Annotated in this window: 18 protein-coding genes and 1 tRNA gene; 8 read left to right on the forward strand and 11 right to left on the reverse strand. The window is 71.8% G+C overall.

The window, feature by feature from the left end; translation table 11 throughout:
- Positions 1 to 13 precede the first annotated feature (13 nt).
- The 5 genes from UW392_RS64345 (at position 14) to UW392_RS64365 (ending at position 7,380) form a co-directional block, all read left to right on the forward strand.
- Complete coding sequence (locus tag UW392_RS64345; protein ID WP_320784769.1) at positions 14 to 925, forward strand: DUF2797 domain-containing protein; 912 nt, start codon at positions 14 to 16, stop codon at positions 923 to 925.
- Positions 926 to 1,092: 167 nt separating this feature from the next.
- The gene (locus UW392_RS64350; RefSeq protein ID WP_320784770.1) at positions 1,093 to 1,833 is read left to right on the forward strand and encodes a response regulator transcription factor; all 741 of its coding nucleotides are present in this window, start codon (positions 1,093 to 1,095) and stop codon (positions 1,831 to 1,833) included.
- A 137-nt stretch (positions 1,834 to 1,970) separates the two neighbouring features.
- Positions 1,971 to 3,629: a HAMP domain-containing sensor histidine kinase gene (locus tag UW392_RS64355; RefSeq protein ID WP_320784802.1), complete on the forward strand. Its 1,659-nt coding sequence runs from the start codon at positions 1,971 to 1,973 to the stop codon at positions 3,627 to 3,629.
- 14 nt (positions 3,630 to 3,643) lie between these two features.
- Positions 3,644 to 5,137 (forward strand): glycosyltransferase, encoded by a 1,494-nt coding sequence (locus tag UW392_RS64360; protein ID WP_320784771.1) that lies wholly within the window; start codon positions 3,644 to 3,646, stop codon positions 5,135 to 5,137.
- On the forward strand, positions 5,134 to 7,380 hold the full coding sequence (locus UW392_RS64365; protein ID WP_320784772.1) for a glycosyltransferase family 39 protein: 2,247 nt from the start codon (positions 5,134 to 5,136) through the stop codon (positions 7,378 to 7,380). The genes UW392_RS64360 and UW392_RS64365 overlap by 4 nt, the downstream gene beginning before the upstream one ends.
- An 88-nt stretch (positions 7,381 to 7,468) precedes the next feature.
- Here the strand turns inward: UW392_RS64365 and UW392_RS64370 are convergent, their stop codons facing one another.
- Positions 7,469 to 7,939 carry a PPOX class F420-dependent oxidoreductase gene (locus UW392_RS64370; protein ID WP_320784773.1) on the reverse strand — a complete coding sequence of 157 codons (471 nt, stop codon included), beginning with the start codon at positions 7,937 to 7,939 and terminating at the stop codon, positions 7,469 to 7,471.
- A 9-nt stretch (positions 7,940 to 7,948) separates the two neighbouring features.
- Positions 7,949 to 8,389 carry an STAS domain-containing protein gene (locus tag UW392_RS64375; RefSeq protein WP_320784774.1) on the reverse strand — a complete coding sequence of 147 codons (441 nt, stop codon included), beginning with the start codon at positions 8,387 to 8,389 and terminating at the stop codon, positions 7,949 to 7,951.
- Between the two features lie 197 nt (positions 8,390 to 8,586).
- Here UW392_RS64375 and UW392_RS64380 point away from each other — a divergent pair, with 197 nt between their 5' ends.
- The gene (locus UW392_RS64380; protein WP_320784775.1) at positions 8,587 to 9,291 is read left to right on the forward strand and encodes a GAF and ANTAR domain-containing protein; all 705 of its coding nucleotides are present in this window, start codon (positions 8,587 to 8,589) and stop codon (positions 9,289 to 9,291) included.
- Between the two features lie 18 nt (positions 9,292 to 9,309).
- The gene (locus UW392_RS64385; protein WP_320784776.1) at positions 9,310 to 10,014 is read left to right on the forward strand and encodes a GAF and ANTAR domain-containing protein; all 705 of its coding nucleotides are present in this window, start codon (positions 9,310 to 9,312) and stop codon (positions 10,012 to 10,014) included.
- Positions 10,015 to 10,035: 21 nt separating this feature from the next.
- On the opposite strand, the gene UW392_RS64390 is transcribed toward UW392_RS64385, so the two are convergent.
- The 3 genes from UW392_RS64390 to UW392_RS64400 all read right to left on the reverse strand — a co-directional run bounded on the left by UW392_RS64390 (position 10,036) and on the right by UW392_RS64400 (position 14,083).
- Positions 10,036 to 10,857 (reverse strand): YceI family protein, encoded by an 822-nt coding sequence (locus UW392_RS64390; protein ID WP_320784777.1) that lies wholly within the window; start codon positions 10,855 to 10,857, stop codon positions 10,036 to 10,038.
- A 177-nt stretch (positions 10,858 to 11,034) separates the two neighbouring features.
- Positions 11,035 to 13,569 carry a DHA2 family efflux MFS transporter permease subunit gene (locus UW392_RS64395; RefSeq protein WP_320784778.1) on the reverse strand — a complete coding sequence of 845 codons (2,535 nt, stop codon included), beginning with the start codon at positions 13,567 to 13,569 and terminating at the stop codon, positions 11,035 to 11,037.
- Between the two features lie 13 nt (positions 13,570 to 13,582).
- Entirely contained in the window at positions 13,583 to 14,083 is a 501-nt protein-coding gene (locus UW392_RS64400) for a MarR family transcriptional regulator (RefSeq protein WP_320784779.1), read from the reverse strand.
- Positions 14,084 to 14,300: 217 nt separating this feature from the next.
- Here UW392_RS64400 and UW392_RS64405 point away from each other — a divergent pair, with 217 nt between their 5' ends.
- Entirely contained in the window at positions 14,301 to 14,501 is a 201-nt protein-coding gene (locus tag UW392_RS64405) for a hypothetical protein (RefSeq protein WP_320784780.1), read from the forward strand.
- Between the two features lie 359 nt (positions 14,502 to 14,860).
- Here the strand turns inward: UW392_RS64405 and UW392_RS64410 are convergent, their stop codons facing one another.
- From UW392_RS64410 to tadA, 6 genes are all read right to left on the reverse strand, one after another.
- Positions 14,861 to 15,784 carry an RNA polymerase sigma factor SigF gene (locus UW392_RS64410; protein WP_320784781.1) on the reverse strand — a complete coding sequence of 308 codons (924 nt, stop codon included), beginning with the start codon at positions 15,782 to 15,784 and terminating at the stop codon, positions 14,861 to 14,863.
- A 269-nt stretch (positions 15,785 to 16,053) separates the two neighbouring features.
- Positions 16,054 to 16,980 carry an RNA polymerase sigma factor SigF gene (locus UW392_RS64415; RefSeq protein ID WP_320784782.1) on the reverse strand — a complete coding sequence of 309 codons (927 nt, stop codon included), beginning with the start codon at positions 16,978 to 16,980 and terminating at the stop codon, positions 16,054 to 16,056.
- Between the two features lie 177 nt (positions 16,981 to 17,157).
- Complete coding sequence (locus tag UW392_RS64420) at positions 17,158 to 17,451, reverse strand: Dabb family protein (protein ID WP_320784783.1); 294 nt, start codon at positions 17,449 to 17,451, stop codon at positions 17,158 to 17,160.
- Entirely contained in the window at positions 17,451 to 17,627 is a 177-nt protein-coding gene (locus tag UW392_RS64425) for a hypothetical protein (protein ID WP_320784784.1), read from the reverse strand. The genes UW392_RS64420 and UW392_RS64425 overlap by 1 nt, the downstream gene beginning before the upstream one ends.
- Before the next feature lie 111 nt (positions 17,628 to 17,738).
- Positions 17,739 to 17,823, reverse strand: a tRNA-Ser gene (locus tag UW392_RS64430).
- A 67-nt stretch (positions 17,824 to 17,890) separates the two neighbouring features.
- Positions 17,891 to 18,322 carry a tRNA adenosine(34) deaminase TadA gene (gene tadA, locus UW392_RS64435; protein WP_320784785.1) on the reverse strand — a complete coding sequence of 144 codons (432 nt, stop codon included), beginning with the start codon at positions 18,320 to 18,322 and terminating at the stop codon, positions 17,891 to 17,893.
- Positions 18,323 to 18,395 lie beyond the last annotated feature (73 nt).

Here is an 18,395-nt window from a genome sequence, read left to right on the forward strand (position 1 = left end):
ACTCTCGGCAGAGATGGCACAGACATGGACGTGTTCGGGGCTGCGGTGGTCCGCCGATGGTCCCGTGCTGGGCTGGGGCGGTGGGCGCGAGTCGCCGCTGACCTGGGGGAAACGCGTGGCCTTCGGGGTCGCGGACGGGGGTGGGCGGACGTGTGTGGGGGCGCGGGGGAACGTCTGTCCGCTGCGGGCCGGGGTCTCGGCGCGGAGCACCGGCGCCCGCTGCGAGGAGTGCGCGCGGCTGGACCGGGCGCACTCCGTCGCCGCCGACACCCTTGCCGACGACCCCCGCCCCTACCGGGTCTACCTCGCGTGGTTCGGGCCGGGGATGGCGAAGGTCGGCATCACCGCGCTGGAGCGCGGGTCCGCGCGGCTGCTGGAGCAGGGGGCCGTCTGCTTCAGCTGGCTGGGCAGCGGGCCGCTGATGGCCGCGCGGCGCACGGAGGAACTGCTGCGGGCCGCGCTGCGGGTGCCCGACCGGATTCCGTACGCGCGCAAGCGTGCCGTGCGGGCCGCGCTGCCCGGTACGGAGGGCGAGCGGGCCGCGGAGATCGAGGAGCTGCACCGGCGGGCCCTGGCGCTCGGGGCGTGGCCCGAGTCGCTCACGCCGGCGCCGTTCCGGGCCGTCGATCACGTCGGGGCGTTCGGGCTGCCGGGGAGCGGCGGGCCGGTCGTGGGGGAGGTGACCGAGCTGGTCGCGGGAGGGGCCGTCGGGGGTGAGCTCGTCGCCGCCGCCGGGCCCGATCTCCATCTGGCGACCGGGGACGGGGTCGTCGTGCTGGACAGCCGGCTCATGACGGGGTGGGAGCTGGTGCCGCTGCCGCTGCCGCTGCCGGTGGACGAGAGCGGTGGCGGACGGGTCGACGTACCCGTGCGGGCCCTGCGGGTGACGGGGGACGGCGGACGGCAACAGGACGGGCTGTTCTGAGAAGGGGGCGAGGGGAAGAGGGCTCGGGAGGTAAGAGAGTCCAGGGGGGTCAGGGGGATCAAGGGGATCAGGGGGCCAGGAGGTCCTGAGAAGCACCTGTGGGTTTCTCAGAGAAATCACAGGTTGGGGAAAGGGTGTTCTCAGAGGCCCCCGCCAGGGTGTGGAGCATGACCACGACCTCGCCCCAGGGGCGCACCGAACTGCTCAGGCCGGACGGGAGCCCCGTCCGAGTGCTTGTGGTGGACGACGAGATGTCGATCACCGAGCTGCTGTCCATGGCCCTGCGCTACGAAGGCTGGCAGATCCGCAGCGCCGGAGACGGACAGGGCGCGATCCAGACCGCCCGCGAGTTCCGGCCCGACGCCGTCGTCCTGGACATGATGCTGCCGGACATGGACGGCCTGAGCGTGCTCGGCCGGCTGCGGCGCGACCTGCCCGACGTGCCGGTGCTGTTCCTGACCGCCAAGGACGCGGTCGAGGACCGTATCGCCGGGCTGACGGCCGGCGGCGACGACTACGTCACCAAGCCGTTCAGCCTGGAGGAGGTCGTCGCGCGGCTGCGCGGCCTGATCCGCCGGTCCGGCGCGGCCGACCGCCGCTCCGACTCCGTCCTGGTCGTCGGCGACCTCACCCTCGACGAGGACAGCCACGAGGTGGCGCGCGGCGGGGACAACATCCACCTCACCGCCACCGAGTTCGAGCTGCTGCGCTTCCTGATGCGCAATCCGCGGCGCGTGCTCAGCAAGGCGCAGATACTCGACCGGGTCTGGTCCTACGACTTCGGCGGCCAGGCCAACGTCGTCGAGCTGTACATCTCGTACCTGCGCCGCAAGATCGACGCCGGGCGCGAGCCGATGATCCACACGCGCCGCGGGGCCGGTTACCTGATCAAGCCCGCGGTGTCATGACCCGGCGACGACCGCAGCCGTCGCGTTCGTCGAAGTCGTCGAAGTCGTCGAAGTCGTCGAGGTCGGCGAAGTCGTCGCAGGGCTCGCAGCCGTCGCGGCGACCGCGACGTCAGCCGCGGGCCCCGCGCCCGCGGACGCTGCGGACGCGGCTCGTCGTCGCGTCGGTGGCGTTGATCGCGGTCGTGTGCGCGGTCATCGGCACGGTCACGACGATCGCGCTCAACCAGCACCTCTACGAACAGCTCGACGAGAAGCTGCACGAGTCGGCGATGCGCGCGGTCGGCGGCCGCATGATGGACAAGCCCGGCGCCGACTCGGGACTTCCCGTGCCCGGTACCGTCCCGGGCCAGCCGAACGGCTCCGCCGCCGACGACTCCAAGACGGCCGAGGAGAAGGTCGAGGAGTTCGTCACGCAGGGGCCGAACCAGCGGGGCACCGTGGCCGCCTACGTGGAGAACGGCACGATCACCAGCGCGGCCGTCGCCGAGGAGAAGAACGACAGCAACGGCGCCTTCAAGAGCATGGAGCCCGACGAACTCGGCACCGCGGCCAAGGCGGCGCTCGCCGGCGTCTCCCAGGACGGCGACGCGCACTCCGTCGACATCCCCGGCCTCGGCGGCTACCGCGTCGAGTTCATCACCAGCGGCGACGGCGACTCGTACTACGTCGCCGTCCCGACCGCCGAGGTCACCAACACCATCAACACGCTGATCATCGTCGAGGTCAGCGTCACCGCCGCCGGACTCGTCGCGGCCGGCATCGCCGGCTGGGTACTCGTCGGCGTCGCCACCCGCCCCCTCCGCAAGGTCGCCGCCACCGCCACCCGCGTCTCCGAACTCCAGCTGCACTCCGGCGAGGTCAACCTCAACGAGCGTGTCTCGGAGTCGGAGTGCGACCCGCACAGCGAGGTCGGACGGGTCGGGGCCGCGCTCAACCGGATGCTCGACCACGTGCACGGCGCGCTGCACGCGCGCCAGGAGAGCGAGACGCGGGTCCGGCAGTTCGTCGCGGACGCCAGCCACGAGCTGCGGACCCCCCTCGCCTCCATCCGCGGGTACGCCGAACTCACCCGCAGAGGCAGGGAGCAGGTCGGGCCCGACACCCGGCACGCGCTCGGCCGCATCGAGTCCGAGGCGGGCCGGATGACGCTCCTCGTCGAGGATCTCCTCCTCCTCGCCCGGCTCGACGCCGGCCGCCCGCTGCAGTTCGAGCAGACCGACCTCGTACCGCTCCTCGTGGACACCGTCTCCGACGCCCGCGCCGCCGGCATGGACCACAACTGGCGGCTCGAACTGCCCGACGAACCCGCGCTCGTGTCGGCGGACGCCGCCCGGCTCCAGCAGGTGCTGGTCAACCTGCTCGGCAACGCCCGTAACCACACACCGCCCGGGACGACGGTCACCGCGCGGGTGCGCTGGGACGGTCCCTGGCTCTGCCTGGACATCGAGGACAACGGGCAGGGGATACCCGCCGAACTGCTCCCGCACGTCTTCGAGCGGTTCGCGCGCGGCGACTCCACCCGCTCCCGGGCCACCGGGTCCACCGGTCTCGGGCTCGCCATCGTGCAGGCCGTCTCGGCGGCGCACGGCGGCGCGGTGACCGTCGACAGCGTCCCCGGCAGGACCGTGTTCACCGTGTATCTACCGGCGCTTTCCGTGCCCGTACCCGCGCTCCCCGCCGTCGCGAGCGCCCCCGCGGACACCCCCGCGGGCGTGCACCCCGACCCCCGGACAAACTGGGCATCGCACTCACAGGTGCAGCACAGCGCCACCACACGGGTGCGACAGGGCAGTTGAGAAGAGTCGGTCCCATGCGAACCGACTCTTCTCCGGGCACCCTGCCGGCGCGGGAGCACCTCCCGGCCGCGGGGGCCGGTACGCCTGTCCTGGACGTAGTGATCCCCGTCTACAACGAGGAGAAGGACCTCCAGCCCTGCGTGCGCAGACTCCACGACCACCTGGCGCGCACCTTCCCCTACGCCTTCCGCATCACCATCGCCGACAACGCCTCCACGGACACCACCCCGCACGTGGCGGCGCGGCTGGCGGCGGAACTCGCCGAGGTGCGCTCCTACCGCCTGGAGCAGAAGGGCCGCGGCCGGGCTCTGCGGACGGTCTGGTCGGCGTCGGACGCGCCGGTCCTCGCCTACATGGACGTCGACCTCTCCACCGACCTCAACGCGCTGCTGCCGCTGGTCGCGCCGCTGATCTCCGGCCACTCCGACCTCGCGATCGGCTCCCGGCTCAGCCGCAGCAGCCGGGTCGTGCGCGGCGCCAAGCGCGAGTTCATCTCCCGCTCCTACAACCTCATCCTGCGCGGCTCCCTCCAGGCCCGCTTCTCCGACGCCCAGTGCGGCTTCAAGGCGATCCGCGGCGACGTCGCCCGGGTGCTGCTGCCGCTGGTCGAGGACAGCGGCTGGTTCTTCGACACCGAGATGCTGGTGCTCGCCGAGCGCGCGGGACTCCGTATCCACGAGGTCCCCGTCGACTGGGTCGACGACCCCGACTCCACCGTGCACATCGTCAAGACGGCCAGCGACGACCTCAAGGGCGTGTGGCGGGTGGGCCGGGCGCTGGCCACCGGCTCGCTGCCGCTGGACCGGCTGGGCCGCCCCTTCGGCGACGACCCGCGCGACCGCGACCTCACCGACGTCCCCCGCGGACTGGCCCGGCAGCTCGTCGGGTTCTGCGTGGTCGGCGCCCTGTCGACCCTCTTCTACCTGCTGCTCTACAGCGCCTTCCGGACCTTCGGCGGCTCGCAGCTCGCCAACGCGCTCGCCCTGCTGGTCTCGGCGGTCGCCAACACCGCCGCCAACCGGCGGCTGACCTTCGGCGTCCGGGGCCGCGGCGGCGCCGTCCGCCACCAGGCGCAGGGCCTCGTGGTCTTCGGCATCGGCCTCGCCCTCACCAGCGGCTCGCTCGCCGCGCTCAACGCGGCCACCACCGACCCGGCCCACTCCACCGAGCTGGCCGTGCTGATCGCCGCGAACTTCGCCGCCACGGTGCTGCGGTTCCTGCTCTTCCGCGCCTGGGTCTTCCCCGACCGCCGCGACGACGAGCCGCCGGCCTCCGGTGGCGGCGGCACCCCGGTCCACGCCACGACGGTCCCCGGGGCCCCCTCGTCACCGGCGGCCCCCGGAGCCCCCATGTCACCGGCGGCCCCGACCGGCCCCTACGCGAACTTCCACCCGTACGCCCCCCTGCCGCAGCGACCGCTCCCGCGCGCGCCCCAGCGCCCCGCGGAGGCCACCATGCCGTTGCAGCCGGTGCGGCCGGCCGACCCCGACCTCAGGGATGCGCGATGACCACCGACTACGACCGAACGGACCGGACGGAGGCGCCCGCCTCCGGCCCCGGACCAGGCACCTGGCCACCGCCCTCGACGGCATCCCCGGCGACGGAACCGGCCACCGGCCGCGGGTTCGCGCCGCGCAGACTCTGGCAGGGCCACCCCGAGGACCCCCGCTGGGCCCGCCCCGCCCTCCTCGCGCTGCTCCTCGCCACGGCCGTCCTCTACCTCTGCAACCTCAGCGCCTCCGGCTACGCCAACTCCTTCTACTCGGCGGCCGTGCAGGCGGGCAGCCAGTCCTGGAAGGCGTTCTTCTTCGGCTCGCTGGACGCGGCGAACGCCATCACCGTCGACAAGCCCCCGGCCGCGCTCTGGCCGATGGAGCTGTCGGTGCGGATCTTCGGCCTCAACTCCTGGGCGATCCTCGTCCCCGAGGTCCTCATGGGCGTGGCGACGGTCGCCCTCGTGCACGGGTCCGTGCGCCGCCGGTTCGGCCCCGCGGCCGGTCTGATCGCGGGCACGGTGCTGGCGCTGACGCCCGTCGCGGCGCTGATGTTCCGGTTCAACAACCCGGACGCCCTGCTCGCCCTGCTGATGTCCCTCACCTGCTACCTCGTGGTGCGGGCGCTGGAGGACGGGCGGACCAAGTGGCTGGTGTGGGCGGGCGTGGCCGTCGGCTTCGCCTTCCTCGCCAAGACCCTCCAGGCGTTCCTGATCCTCCCGCCGCTCGCGCTCGTCTACGGCGTCTGCGCACCGGTCGCGCTGAGGAAGCGGCTGGGCCAGCTCGCGCTGTCGACCGCCGCGATCGTCGTCTCCGGCGGCTGGTGGGTCGCGGTCGTCGAACTGTGGCCGGCGTCGTCCCGGCCGTACATCGGCGGCTCGCAGAACAACAGCTTCCTGGAGCTGACCTTCGGCTACAACGGCCTCGGCCGCCTCAGCGGAGAGGAGACCGGCAGCGTCGGCGGCGGTGGCGGCGGCACGGGCGGCGCCACCGGGCAGTGGGGCGAGACCGGCTGGGACCGGATGTTCAACTCCGAGATCGGCGGCCAGATCTCCTGGCTGCTGCCCGCCGCGCTGATCCTGCTCGTCGGTGCCCTCGTCCTCACCCGCCGGGCCGCCCGCACCGACACGGCCCGCGGCGCCCTGCTGGTCTGGGGCGGCTCGCTGCTGATGACCACGGCCGTGTTCAGCTACATGGCCGGCATCTTCCACCAGTACTACACGGTGGCCCTCGCCCCCTACCTGGCGGCCGTCGTCGGCATGGGCGCCGTCGCGCTGTGGCAGCGGCGCGCGGAACTGTGGGCCTCCCTCACCCTCGCGGGGGCCGTCACGGCGACCGCCGCCTGGGGGTACGTCCTGCTCAACCGCACCTCCGACTACCTGCCGTGGCTGAAGTGGCTGGTCCTCGTCGGTGGTCTGGTGGCCGCGCTCGGCCTCGTCTTCGCCGGTCGGCTGAAGACCCGGCTGGCGCTCGCGGCGGCCGGACTGGGCCTGGCGGCCTCGCTGGCCGGGCCCACCGCGTACACGGTCAGCACGCTCCAGGAGGGCCACACGGGCTCCATCGTCACGGCCGGTCCGTCCGGCGCGAGCATGATGGGCGGTTCTGGCGGCGGCGGGATGCCCGGCGGCGGCCAGGGCGGCTTCCCCGGCGGCGGCGGCACGGGCGGCGGCATGCCGGGCCAGAACGGCCAGGGCGGCCAGGGCGGCCAGAACCAGCAGAACGGCAACGGCGGCACGGGCGGCTTCCCCGGCGGCGGCACGGGCGGCGGCATGCCGGGCCAGAACGGCCAGGGCGGCGGTCAGAACGGGCAGAACCAGGCCCCGCAGGGAGCCCCGGGCGGTGGCGAATCCGGCGGCCCCGGTGGCGGTGGCGGTGGCGGCATGGGCGGCCTGCTCAACGGCGCCGACGTCGACTCCGAGGCCAAGGAACTGTTGGAGACCGACGCGGACCGGTACACGTGGGCCGCGGCGGCGATCGGCGCGCAGAACGCCGCCAGCTACCAGCTCGCCACCGGCTCCCCGGTGATGGCCGTCGGCGGCTTCAACGGCACCGACCCCTCACCGACGCTGGCCCAGTTCAAGAAGTACGTGGCGGAAGGGAAGATCCACTACTTCGTCTCGGGGGGCAGCACCGGCGGCGGCTCCGACGACAGCGGCACGGCCGCGCAGATCACGTCGTGGGTCGAGGAGAACTTCGAGGAGGTCACGGCCGGCTCGGCCACCTTCTACGACCTCACCCGGCCCACCGACGCGAGCTGACGGCCGTACCGACGGCCGTATCGACAGCCGCATTGACAGCCGCATTGACGGCCGTACCGACGGCCTCCGTCCTCCGGGGCGGAGGCCGTCAGCCGTTCTCGGCCAGCCGCGCGGGGAAGCCCCCGGTGGCGACCGGCCCCCACCGCTCCGGCGTGATCCGGATGATCGACTTGCCCTGCTTCAGCATCGCCGCGCGGTACTCGTCCCAGTCGGGGTGTTCGCCGGCGATGTTCCGGTAGTACTCGACGAGCGGCTCCACGGAGTCCGGCGCATCGACGACCTCGGCGGTGCCGTCGATCTGCACCCACGGGCCGTTCCACTCGTCGCTGAGCACGACGACGGCGACCCGCTCGTCCCGGCGGGCGTTGCGGGTCTTGGCGCGCTCCGGGTACGTGGAGACCACGATCCGGCCCGAGTCGTCGACCCCGCAGGTCAACGGCGAGGCCTGGGGCCCGCCGTCGGCCCGCCGGGTCAGCAGCAGCGCGCGGTGGCGCGGTCGTACGAAGTCGAGCAGCTCGTCCAGGGAGACACGGGTGTTCGTAGCGATGTTCGGTGCCATGGCGGAAGCCTAGGCCGCGACGCCGTCACCGGAGCCCAACGCCTCCGCGAGACTGTCGTGGACCGGTATGTCGCGGCGCAGGCCGGACAGTTCCAGGACACGGCTGGGGACGCCCTCGGGGGTGGCCACGACGCGCAGCCGGACGCCGGCGGGCAGCCGGTGGCGCAGTTCGTCGAGGAGGCGGGCTCCCTGGGAGTCCATGAAGACGGTGCCCGTCAGGTCCAGGACCAGCAGAGGGGCGGGGCCGTCATCGGAACAGGCCGCTTCCAGGACGAGCGGCAGCAGCTCCATGGCGTTGCAGAAGTCGATCTCGGCGGGCAGTTCGAGCACGGTGTGGCCGGGAGGCCCGCACGGTGCTCCGGGTGGTGGAACTAAAGGCACGTCACTCACCTGACAGACGTCCGTCCCGGCTTCGACAGAGGGGCGGCCGCTTCCTGACCCGTCTACCATTCCACCACGCCGGAGGGTGGCCGCGGAAGGTGCTGGGGCGGACCGTCGGCCGGGCGTCACCTGCGTGCAACCGAGCAGCTAGAGTGCTATCCGTCCTGTGCTCGCAGTCGGGAATGTGCTGCGGAGCTCTCCTGCGCACGGCCGTACGGCCGTGCTCGCCGAAGAGGTTCGTGGTGACTGCGTCCGAATTTACCGATGTGCCGCGTTTTCCGGCTGGTTTCGAGCTGGCCGAGGCCCTTGCCGCGGCGGCTCGGGAACTCCGCGAGACGGTCACCCCGCACGGCACTCTGCGCACCGCCGTCAAGCTGGCGGTGACGCTCGTGCCCGGAGCCGAGCAGGCGGGGATCGCGGTGGTCGAGCGCGGCACCCGGCGCCGCATGATCGCGTGGAGCGACGAGTCGGTGCGCTCCGCGGAGTCCGCCCCCGGCGGCCGGGACCCGCACCCTCTGTGGGACCGCCTGTGGACGGCCCCCGTGGCGGTGCTGGACGACAGCAGGACGGAGACGGCGGCCCGGCCCCTGTCCGAGGCGGGCCTGCGGTCCGTGCTGTCGCTCAGGCTCCGCGCCGACCGCCGTACCCTGACCGTCCTCAACGCCTACGCCGCCCGGCCCAGAGTCTTCGACGAGGACGCCACCCGCGTCGGCCTGCTGCTCACCGCGCACGTCAGCCTGGCCCTGGACGCGGCGACCGAACGAGACCAGCTCACCGAGGCGATGCGCACCCGGGACCTGATCGGCCAGGCCACCGGCATCCTGATGGAACGCATGGACATAGACGCCGCCGGCGCCTTCGAGAGCCTGGTCAAGGCGTCCCAGCGGGAGAACGTGAAACTGCGCGACCTCGCCCGCCGCATCGTCGACTCCCACGAGTCTCCCGGGGGCCGAGGCGTTAACGAGCGGTGACGGGATATCCGTAACGGCATGACTGCCGAGACGCCCGACACGCTGGACCACGCCATGGTGCGCAGCCAGGGTCTCGACACCCTGCTGCGCGATCTGACCGACCGCGCGGTGCGGGAGGTGCCCGGTGCCTCGGCGTGCAGCATCACCGTGCGCCGGGCCGACCGGCTGCTGACCCTGGCCGGCAGCCGCGGCCTGCCCGGCGGCCTCGACCTGAGGCAGTACGAGAACGGCTCGGGGCCGTGTGTGGACGCCGCCGAGACGCAGAGCCCCCGCTACGTGCCGGACCTGGCCACGGAGACCCGGTGGCCGGAGTACACGCAGTACGCGCTGGCCACCGGTATCCGCTGCGTGCTGGCGTTGCCGCTGGCGCTGGAGGGCGAGGTCGGTGCCGCCCTCAACCTCTACGGCCTTCAGCCGGAGGCGCTCGGCGCGGGCCGGGAGGCGGCCCGCGCCTTCGCGGACCGGGCCGCCGGTGCCGTGGAGGCGTCGCTGCGCATCGAACGGCAGCGCTCCACGGCGGCCGACGTGCGCACCGCGCTGCTCTCCCGCAGCGTCATCGACCAGGCCGTCGGCATCCTGATGGTCCGCGAGCGGCTCGACGCGCAGGCCGCGATGGAGCGGCTGCGGCGGATCTCGCAGGACCGGAACGTCAAGCTCCGGGACCTCTGCCAGGACCTGGTCGACCGGGTCGCCGGAGCCGCCCGCTCACATCGCGGGCAGTGAGCCGCCCGGTCACATCGCGGGTCACATGGGGGGCAGTGAGTCGCCCTGGACCGCCTGGATGTCCAGCTCCACCTTGAGGGTGGTGCCGATGGCGGCGATGCCGGCCTGGAGGACCTGGTTGTAGTTCATGGCGAAGTCCTCGCGGCGCAGCTCCGTGGTGGCCTTGAAGGCCGCGCGGGTGCCGCCCCACGGGTCGGCGCCGGTGCCCAGGTAGGACAGGTCCAGGTCGACGGGGCGGACGACACCGTGCAGGCCCAGTTCGCCCCGGACGGTCCAGCGGTCGCGGCCGGCCTCGGTGACGCCCGTGGACCGGAAGGTGATGTCCGGGAACCGCTCGACGTCGAGGAAGTCCGCGGACTTCAGGTGGGTGTCGCGCATGCCGTTGCCGGTGTCGATGGAGGCCGCCTTGATGACCGCCTCCACCCGGGACTTGGTGACGTCGTCGGGGGCGATCTCCACCAGCCCGGCGAAGTCGGTGAACCGGCCGTGCACGCTGGAGATGCCCAGGTGCTGGGCGACGGCGCCGACGCTGGAGTGCGCCGGGTCGATGGTCCAGGGTCCCGGCGGCGGCAGCTCGGTGCCGCCCTGGCGGGCCAGGGTGACGGTGCCGACCTCGGCCCGGCCGCTGGCGGTCACGATCGCGCTGGACGCCGCCGGCGCGTAGCCCACGGCGGTGACGATCACGGTGTACGCGCCCGGCGTCAGCTCCGTGGTGTCCCGTACGGCGCCCTCGGCGTCCGCCTCGGCGCGCAGCACCTGCGTGCCGGTCATGTCGGTCACCGTGACGACCGCGTGCGACACGGCCCATCCGTCCCTGGTACGGATCCTCGCGGTCAGTCCCATCCCGTTCTCTCCCTCAAAAACCCAGTGGCGGCCTGAACCCAGTGGCGGCCTGAAAAGACCTGGTAAGACTCAGGAATTGCCTGAAAAGGCGCAGAAATTGGTCGTAAAGAGACCGGCCCGCGGCGGCGAGCGCGCCTCCGCTCAGAGCGCGCACGCCACCACGGGCCGGGGTTCTCGCTACTCGCCCGGGTGGGCGAGTTCGATGTCGTGGCCGTCCGCACCCTGTCCGTTGACGGTCAGGGAGGTCGCCACCGGCGGGTAGCCCGTCGCGATGACGGTGTACTCGCCGCTGTCCAGGTCGGTGAAGGCGTACGCCCCGTCCGAACCGGTGGTGGCGGTGCCGACCACGTTGCCGGCCGCGTCGACCAGCGTCACGCGGGCGTCGGCCAGCGGGCCGGCCGGCGCCTTGACGGTGCCCTGGACCTTGGCTCCGGCCTCCAGGTCGAGCTCGACCCGGGTGACCCCGGTGGAGCCGACCTCGACGGGCAGCGCCCGCGGCCGGAACCCGGCGGCGTTGACGGCCACGGTCACCGTGCCGGGCACCAGCTCGGCGAGGGTGAAGTCGCCGTTGTCGCCGGTGGCGGAGGTGGCCAGCAGGTCGCCGCGGACATCGGTCACGATGACCATCGCGTCCTTGACCGGCTGCCCGGTCGCCGCGGCCCGCACCAGACCGGTCAGTCCGCTGGTGCCGCTGAGCAGGACGTCGTACGCGACCGGCTCGTCGTTGACGACGATCGTCGACGCCTGCGGCTGGTAGCCGTCGGCGGAGGCGATCAGGACGTACGACCCTGCGCCGGGCGCGTCCACCGCGTAGGAGCCGTCGGCCTGCGCGACCGACCGGCCGAGCTGGCGTCCGCCGAGCGAGATCAGCGTGACGGCGGCCTGCGGGACGGGCGCGCTCTCGGCGCCGCGGACGAAGCCGCGGACCGGTATGCCGGCGGAGACGGGGACGTCGGGGACGCCCGCCGAGGCGACGGCGGCGAGCCGCTGGGTCTGCGTCACCGTGCCGGAGTCCGACGCGGAGGTGGCGGCGACCGCGGCGGCCGGGACCGGCTGGGCGGCCGGGGCGACGGCCTCGGCGGGGGCCGGGGCGGCCGGGGCGGCACTCTGACCGCCCGCCTCGGCGGCCTGCGCCAGGGCGCCGGAGGTGCGCAGCGGCACCTCCTTGATGAACAGCGTCACGAGGAAGCCGAGGAAGGCGATCGGCGCGACGATCAGGAAGATGTCGGCGATGCCGTGCCCGTAGGCGCTCTCCAGCCACTCGCGGATGCCGGGGGGCAGCAGGTCCATGTCCGGGATCGAGCTGCCGCCGGCCGCCTTGGCCGCCGCCGCCTGCTCCTGCGGGCTGAGCTGCCCGATGGTGTCGGAGGCGTAGTGGCTGATCCGGCTGGACATGATCGAGCCGAGCACGGAGACGCCGACCGCACCGCCGAGGGACCGGAAGAAGGTCACCACGGAGGACGCGGCACCGAGGTCCTGCGGGGCCACCTGGTTCTGCGTGCAGAGCACGAGGTTCTGCATCATCATGCCGACGCCGAGACCCATCAGCGCCATGAAGATCGCGATGTGCCAGTACGGGGTGTCGTAGCGCATGGAGCTGAGCAGGCCCAGGCCCGCCGTCAGCAGCACGCCGCCGGCCAGCAGCCAGCCCTTCCACTTACCGGTCTTGGTGATGATCTGACCGGAGACGGTGGAGGAGACGAAGAGACCACCGATCATCGGGATGGTCATGACGCCCGACATGGTCGGGGACTTGTCCCGGGCCAGCTGGAAGTACTGGCTGAAGTAGACGGTGCCCGCGAACATCGCGATGCCGACGAACAGCGAGGCGATCGACGCCAGGGTGATGGTGCGGTTCCTGAACAGGCGCAGCGGGATGATCGGCTCGCTGGCCTTGGTCTCGACGAAGCAGAAGACCAGCGCCAGCAGGACCGAGCCGCCGACCATGACACCGGTCTGCCACGACATCCAGTCGTACTTGTCGTCGGCGAAGGTGACCCAGATGAGCAGCAGGGAGACAGCGGCGGTGATGAAGAAGGCACCGGCCCAGTCGACCTTGACCTTGCGCTTGACGACCGGGAGTTTCAGCGTCTTCTGCAGGACGATCAGCGCGATGATCGCGAAGGGCACACCGACGTAGAGGCAGTAGCGCCAGCCGAGCCACGAGGTGTCGGTGATGACACCGCCGAGCAGCGGACCGCCGACGGTGGCGACCGCGAAGGTCGCGCCGAGGTAGCCGGAGTACCGTCCGCGCTCACGCGGGGAGATCATCGCGGCCATGATGATCTGGGCCAGGGCGGAGAGACCGCCGGCGCCCAGACCCTGGATGACACGTGCGCTGATCAGCATCGCCGGGTTCTGCGAGAGACCCGCGACGACCGAACCGACGACGTAGACGATCAGGGCTATCTGGACCAGGGCCTTCTTGCTGACCAGGTCCGCGAGCTTGCCCCACAGGGGGGTGGAGGCGGTCATCGCCAGCAGGGAGGCGGTGACGACCCAGGTGTAGGCGCTCTGTCCGCCGCCCAGGTCACCGATGATCTCGGGCAGGGCGTTGGTGACGATGGTCGAGGACAGGATGGCGGCGAACATGCCGAGCAACAGCCCGGACAGCGCCTCCATGATCTGCCGGTGCGTCATAGGAGCGCCTTCGGAGGAGCCTCCCCCGTGCTTGGCATGAGCCCGCACACCGGCTGGTGTGGTCGTTGCCATGGACTTCCTTTTCTTACGTGGTGATCGCGGGTGTACGGGTGGACTGCGCGTCCGGGGCGGGCGCGGTGGTCCGCGCCGGTGCCGACCGGCAGTCGTCGAAACTCGCCCTGAGCCGGGCCATGAGCCCCGCGAGCTGGCCGACCTCGTCGTCGGTCCAGTCGCCCAGGCGGTGGGCGAGCAGCTGTGTGGTCCGTTCGGACAGCTCGTCGAGCTGCTCCTGGCCCTCGGGCGTCAGGTGCAGGATGCGCGAGCGTTTGTCGGCCGGATCGGGGGACCGTTCGATCCAACCCCGATCGGCGATGTGGGCGACATGGCGGCTGGTCACCGACATGTCCACGGCGAGCAGCTCGGCGAGCTTGCTCATGCGCATGTCGCCGTGGCGGCCGAGCAACGTCAGTACGGCGACGGAACCTCCGGGGCAGTCGGCCGGCAGGATGCGGCCCAGCTCCCGTTTCACGGCGCCGAAGGCGCTGAACTGGCGGATCAGCTCCTCGTACTGCGCCTTCTCGGCCATCTGCACCTCCTGATTTGTTGCTTAGGGCAACCATAGGAGCCGTTGGTTGCTGAAGGCAAATAAAGAAGGTAAGAGAGCACTAAAAGCTTGGCAAAGGCAAGTATTGCGAACGTAAACGTGCTGGTAGGGCGTGTCGCGCCGCTCCGGGACCGGTCGCGGCCGTCGCCGCCCGCCCCGCGCTTGGGGCCGTCCGCCGGATTCGCTAGTGTCTCGCCTCATGGCTAACACCCAGGGCCCCCAGGGCAATTACGATCCCGCAGGCAGCACCCAGATGTTCCGCGCGTTCGTCGACGAGGACGGCCCGCAGACCCGGCAGTCGGCCGCCCCGGGCTCCTCCGGCCCCCGCGTCGGCCTGATCATCGGCGTCGTGGTCGCGGTCGTGGTGATCGCGGCGGTGGCGTGGCTGGCACTGAGCTGACCCGACCGCTCCGGCTCCGGCGCCGCCTCCGTGTCCGCACGGGGTGCGGCGCTTTGTCTTTGCCGGGGGCCGGGGGCCGGGGGCCGGGGGGCAGGGGGCGAGGCGGGCGACCGCGCTCAGGCGGCTCAGGCCCGCCCAGGCGGCTCAGGCCCGCCCAGGCGCACCCTGCACGCAGCCGCTACTACGACGCGTCCGGCCCACGGCCTAAGTCCCCACGGCCCACGTTCCCACGGCCCATGTTCCATGTCCCACGGCCCATGTCTCACGTCCCACGGTCCACGTCCCACGGTCCACGTCCCACGACTCGCGGCGTGACCCTCCCGCCGCGAGGCACGCGGACCGTGGCGTGGCGGTGGGGGTCAGTCCGCGATCAGGCCGTCCCGGAGCTGTGCCAGCGTCCGGGTCAGGAGGCGGGAGACGTGCATCTGGGAGATGCCGACCTCCTCGCCGATCTGCGACTGGGTCATGTTGGCGAAGAAGCGCAGCATGATGATGCGGCGCTCGCGCGGCGGCAGCTTGGCCAGCAGCGGCTTGAGGGACTCGCGGTACTCCACGCCCTCCAGGGCCGTGTCCTCGTAGCCGAGGCGGTCCGCCAGTGACCCCTCGCCGCCGTCGTCCTCGGGGGCCGGCGAGTCCAGCGAGGACGCCGTGTACGCGTTGCCGACCGCGAGGCCGTCGACGACGTCCTCCTCCGACACCCCGAGCACGGTGGCCAGTTCGCTCACCGTGGGAGAGCGGTCGAGCTTCTGCGACAGCTCGTCGGACGCCTTGGTGAGGGCGAGCCGCAGCTCCTGGAGGCGGCGCGGCACCCGCACCGACCACGACGTGTCGCGGAAGAACCGCTTGATCTCCCCGACCACCGTCGGCATCGCGAACGTCGGGAACTCCACGCCTCGTTCGCAGTCGAACCGGTCGATCGCCTTGATCAGCCCGATCGTGCCGACCTGGACGATGTCCTCCATCGGCTCGTTGCGCGAGCGGAACCGCGCGGCGGCGTACCGCACGAGCGGGAGGTTGAGCTCGATGAGGGTGTCCCGGACGTACGCCCGCTCCGGGCTGTTCTCGTCGAGTGCGGCGAGCCGCAGGAACAGGGAGCGGGACAGGGTGCGGGTGTCGATCGCCTCCGTGGTCACCGGAAGCGCCTGGGCCGGCACGGCATCGAGCGGAGAGGACTCACCGACGGAGTCGACGGAGTCGACGGAGCCGAGCGCATCGAGCGAGTCGGGCGCGGTCTCGCTCTCCGCGAGCGCGAGCACCTTCGAGCTGCCCTGGTCTGCGGACATGCCACCCCCTTTGGGTCGCGGGACGGTCGCGGCGTGGCGTCCCCACTTCAGGAACGCAGCCTTCACCTGAATACCGGAGCCGGAGCTCCGGCAAACGCGCTTCCCGCAGAATGTCACATGTCGGCAACACGCTGTAGTGACATGTCGACATGCGAGATGTGAAAACCCCCTGGAAACAGGGGGTCTGACGGCCTTTCGGGCGCCAATCGCCCACAACGGCCCAGGTGAGCGATTCGCTCTCGCCGGTTATAGCCCGCTCACGCTTGCGATTATGCGTCGATCCGGTTCGCGGACCTCAAACGCTGGAAGCTACGCGCGAGTAGCCGCGACACGTGCATCTGGGAGACGCCGAGTTCCGCACTGATCTGCGACTGGGTGAGATTGCTGTAGTAGCGCAGCAGCAGAATGCGCTGTTCCCGCTCGGGGAGCTGGACGAGGAGGTGGCGGACGAGATCGCGGTGCTCCACGCCGTCCAGCGCGGGGTCCTCGTAGCCGAGCCGGTCGAGGAGGCCGGGCAGCCCGTCGCCCTCCTGCGCGGCCTCCAGGGAGGTGGCGTGGTACGACCGTCCCGCCTCGATGCAGGAGAGCACCTCCTCCTCGGTGATGCGCAGCCGCTCGGCGATCTCGGCGGTCGTCGGGGACCGTCCGAAGGCCGTCGTCAGGTCCTCGGTCGCGCTGTTCACCTGCACCCACAGCTCGTGCAGCCGGCGCGGTACGTGGACGGTGCGGACGTTGTCGCGGAAGTACCGCTTGATCTCGCCGACCACCGTCGGCATTGCGAACGTCGGGAACTGCACGCCCCGCTCCGGATCGAACCGGTCGATGGCGTTGATCAGGCCGATGGTGCCGACCTGGACGACGTCCTCCATCGGCTCGTTGCGCGAGCGGAACCGCGCGGCGGCGTACCGCACCAGCGGCAGGTTGGCCTCGATGAGCGCCGCGCGGACCCGGGTGTGCTCGCTCGTGCCCGGCTGGAGCCCCTTCAGCTCGCCGAAGAGCACCTGGGTCAGGGCCCGGGTGTCGGCGCCCCGGCTGCTGCGCTGCGGCGCGGGTGACGCCTCCTGGGCCGGGGCCTCCTTGGCCGGGGTCGCCTGGGCCGGGGCCGCCTGGAGCGGTGCCTCCCGTGCCGGTGCTTCCTGGGGCGGTGCTTGAGGCGCAGTACTGGCCGGCACGGTCAACTCCACCTCGTGATCCATCAGCTTTCGGTCAACTCATCCGTCAAAAGCGGTCATAGCATCACAAGACATGAGCACTGTGCGCAAGCACCACATAACGCCGTGTTGGGAACTGTTAGGAGCAAAAGGGCATATAACGCAAAGCAGCCCCGCACCTGAACGGTGCGGGGCGGGGACCGGCGGAGGCGGCCGCCGGGCCTAGAACTCGTAGTCGGCCATCACCCAGGTGGCGAACTCGCGCCACAGGGCGACACCGGCCTGGTGCGCCGGGTGCTCCAGGTAGCGCCGCAGGGCGTCGGTGTCGTCCACCGCTGAGTTGATGGCGAAGTCGTAGGCGATGGGGCGGTCGCTGATGTTCCAGGCGCACTCCCAGAACCGCAGCTCGTCGATCTGCCCGCCGAGGGCCCGGAACGCCTCGACGCCCTTCACCACGCGCGGGTCGTCGCGGTCGACGCCCTCGTTCAGCTTGAACAGGACCAGGTGCCGGATCATCACTTACCTCCGTGCGCGACCCAGGACATGAAGTCGCCGATGGCCTTGGCGGCGTCGGATATGCCCTCGAAGCCTATCTGCACGTAGTCCGCGGCCTTGGCCGGATCGGTGATGATCAGGTACAGCACGAAGACCACGACCACATAGACGGCGATCTTCTTCGCGTTCACCGCCACAGCGGCCTCCCCTGTCGCTGACGTCCCTGCCGCCCCGGACGTCGCTCGCCGCCCCGGGCGCTGCTCATGATCGCACGAAGGGCCCCGTCTTTCGACGGGGCCCTTCAAGAGCGGTAGCGGAGGGATTTGAACCCTCGGTGACTTGCGCCACACTCGCTTTCGAGGCGAGCTCCTTCGGCCGCTCGGACACGCTACCGAGAGAGACCTTACCCCACCGCGGGGTGTGCTCCGAAATCGATATCGTCGCCGGCGGCCGGCCGTGCTCAGCGGGTCCGGAAGAAGCCGGTGAGCAGTGCCGCGCACTCCGTCGCCAGCACGCCCTCGATCACCTCGGGGCGGTGGTTGAGGCGCCGGTCGCGGACGACGTCCCACAGGGAGCCGGCCGCGCCCGCCTTCTCGTCCCGGGCGCCGTAGACCACCCGGTCCACCCGGGACTGCACGAGCGCCCCCGCGCACATGACGCAGGGCTCGAGCGTGACCACCAGGGTGCAGCCGGACAGCCGCCACTCGCCCAGCTCCGCGGCGGCCCGGCGCAGCGCGATGACCTCGGCGTGCGCGGTCGGATCACCGGTCGCCTCGCGCTCGTTGTGCCCGGCGGCGAGCACCGTACGGCCGTCCGGGGACAGCACGACGGCACCCACCGGGACGTCACCGTCCGCGGCGGCCCGGCGCGCCCCGTCCAGGGCGAGGCGCATCGCGGGCAGCCAGGGATCGCGTACGGGGTCGGGTACGGGGTTGAGTACCGGATCGGGTACGGGTACGGGTACG

It is taken from the genome of Streptomyces sp. CRN 30, from assembly GCF_034105845.1.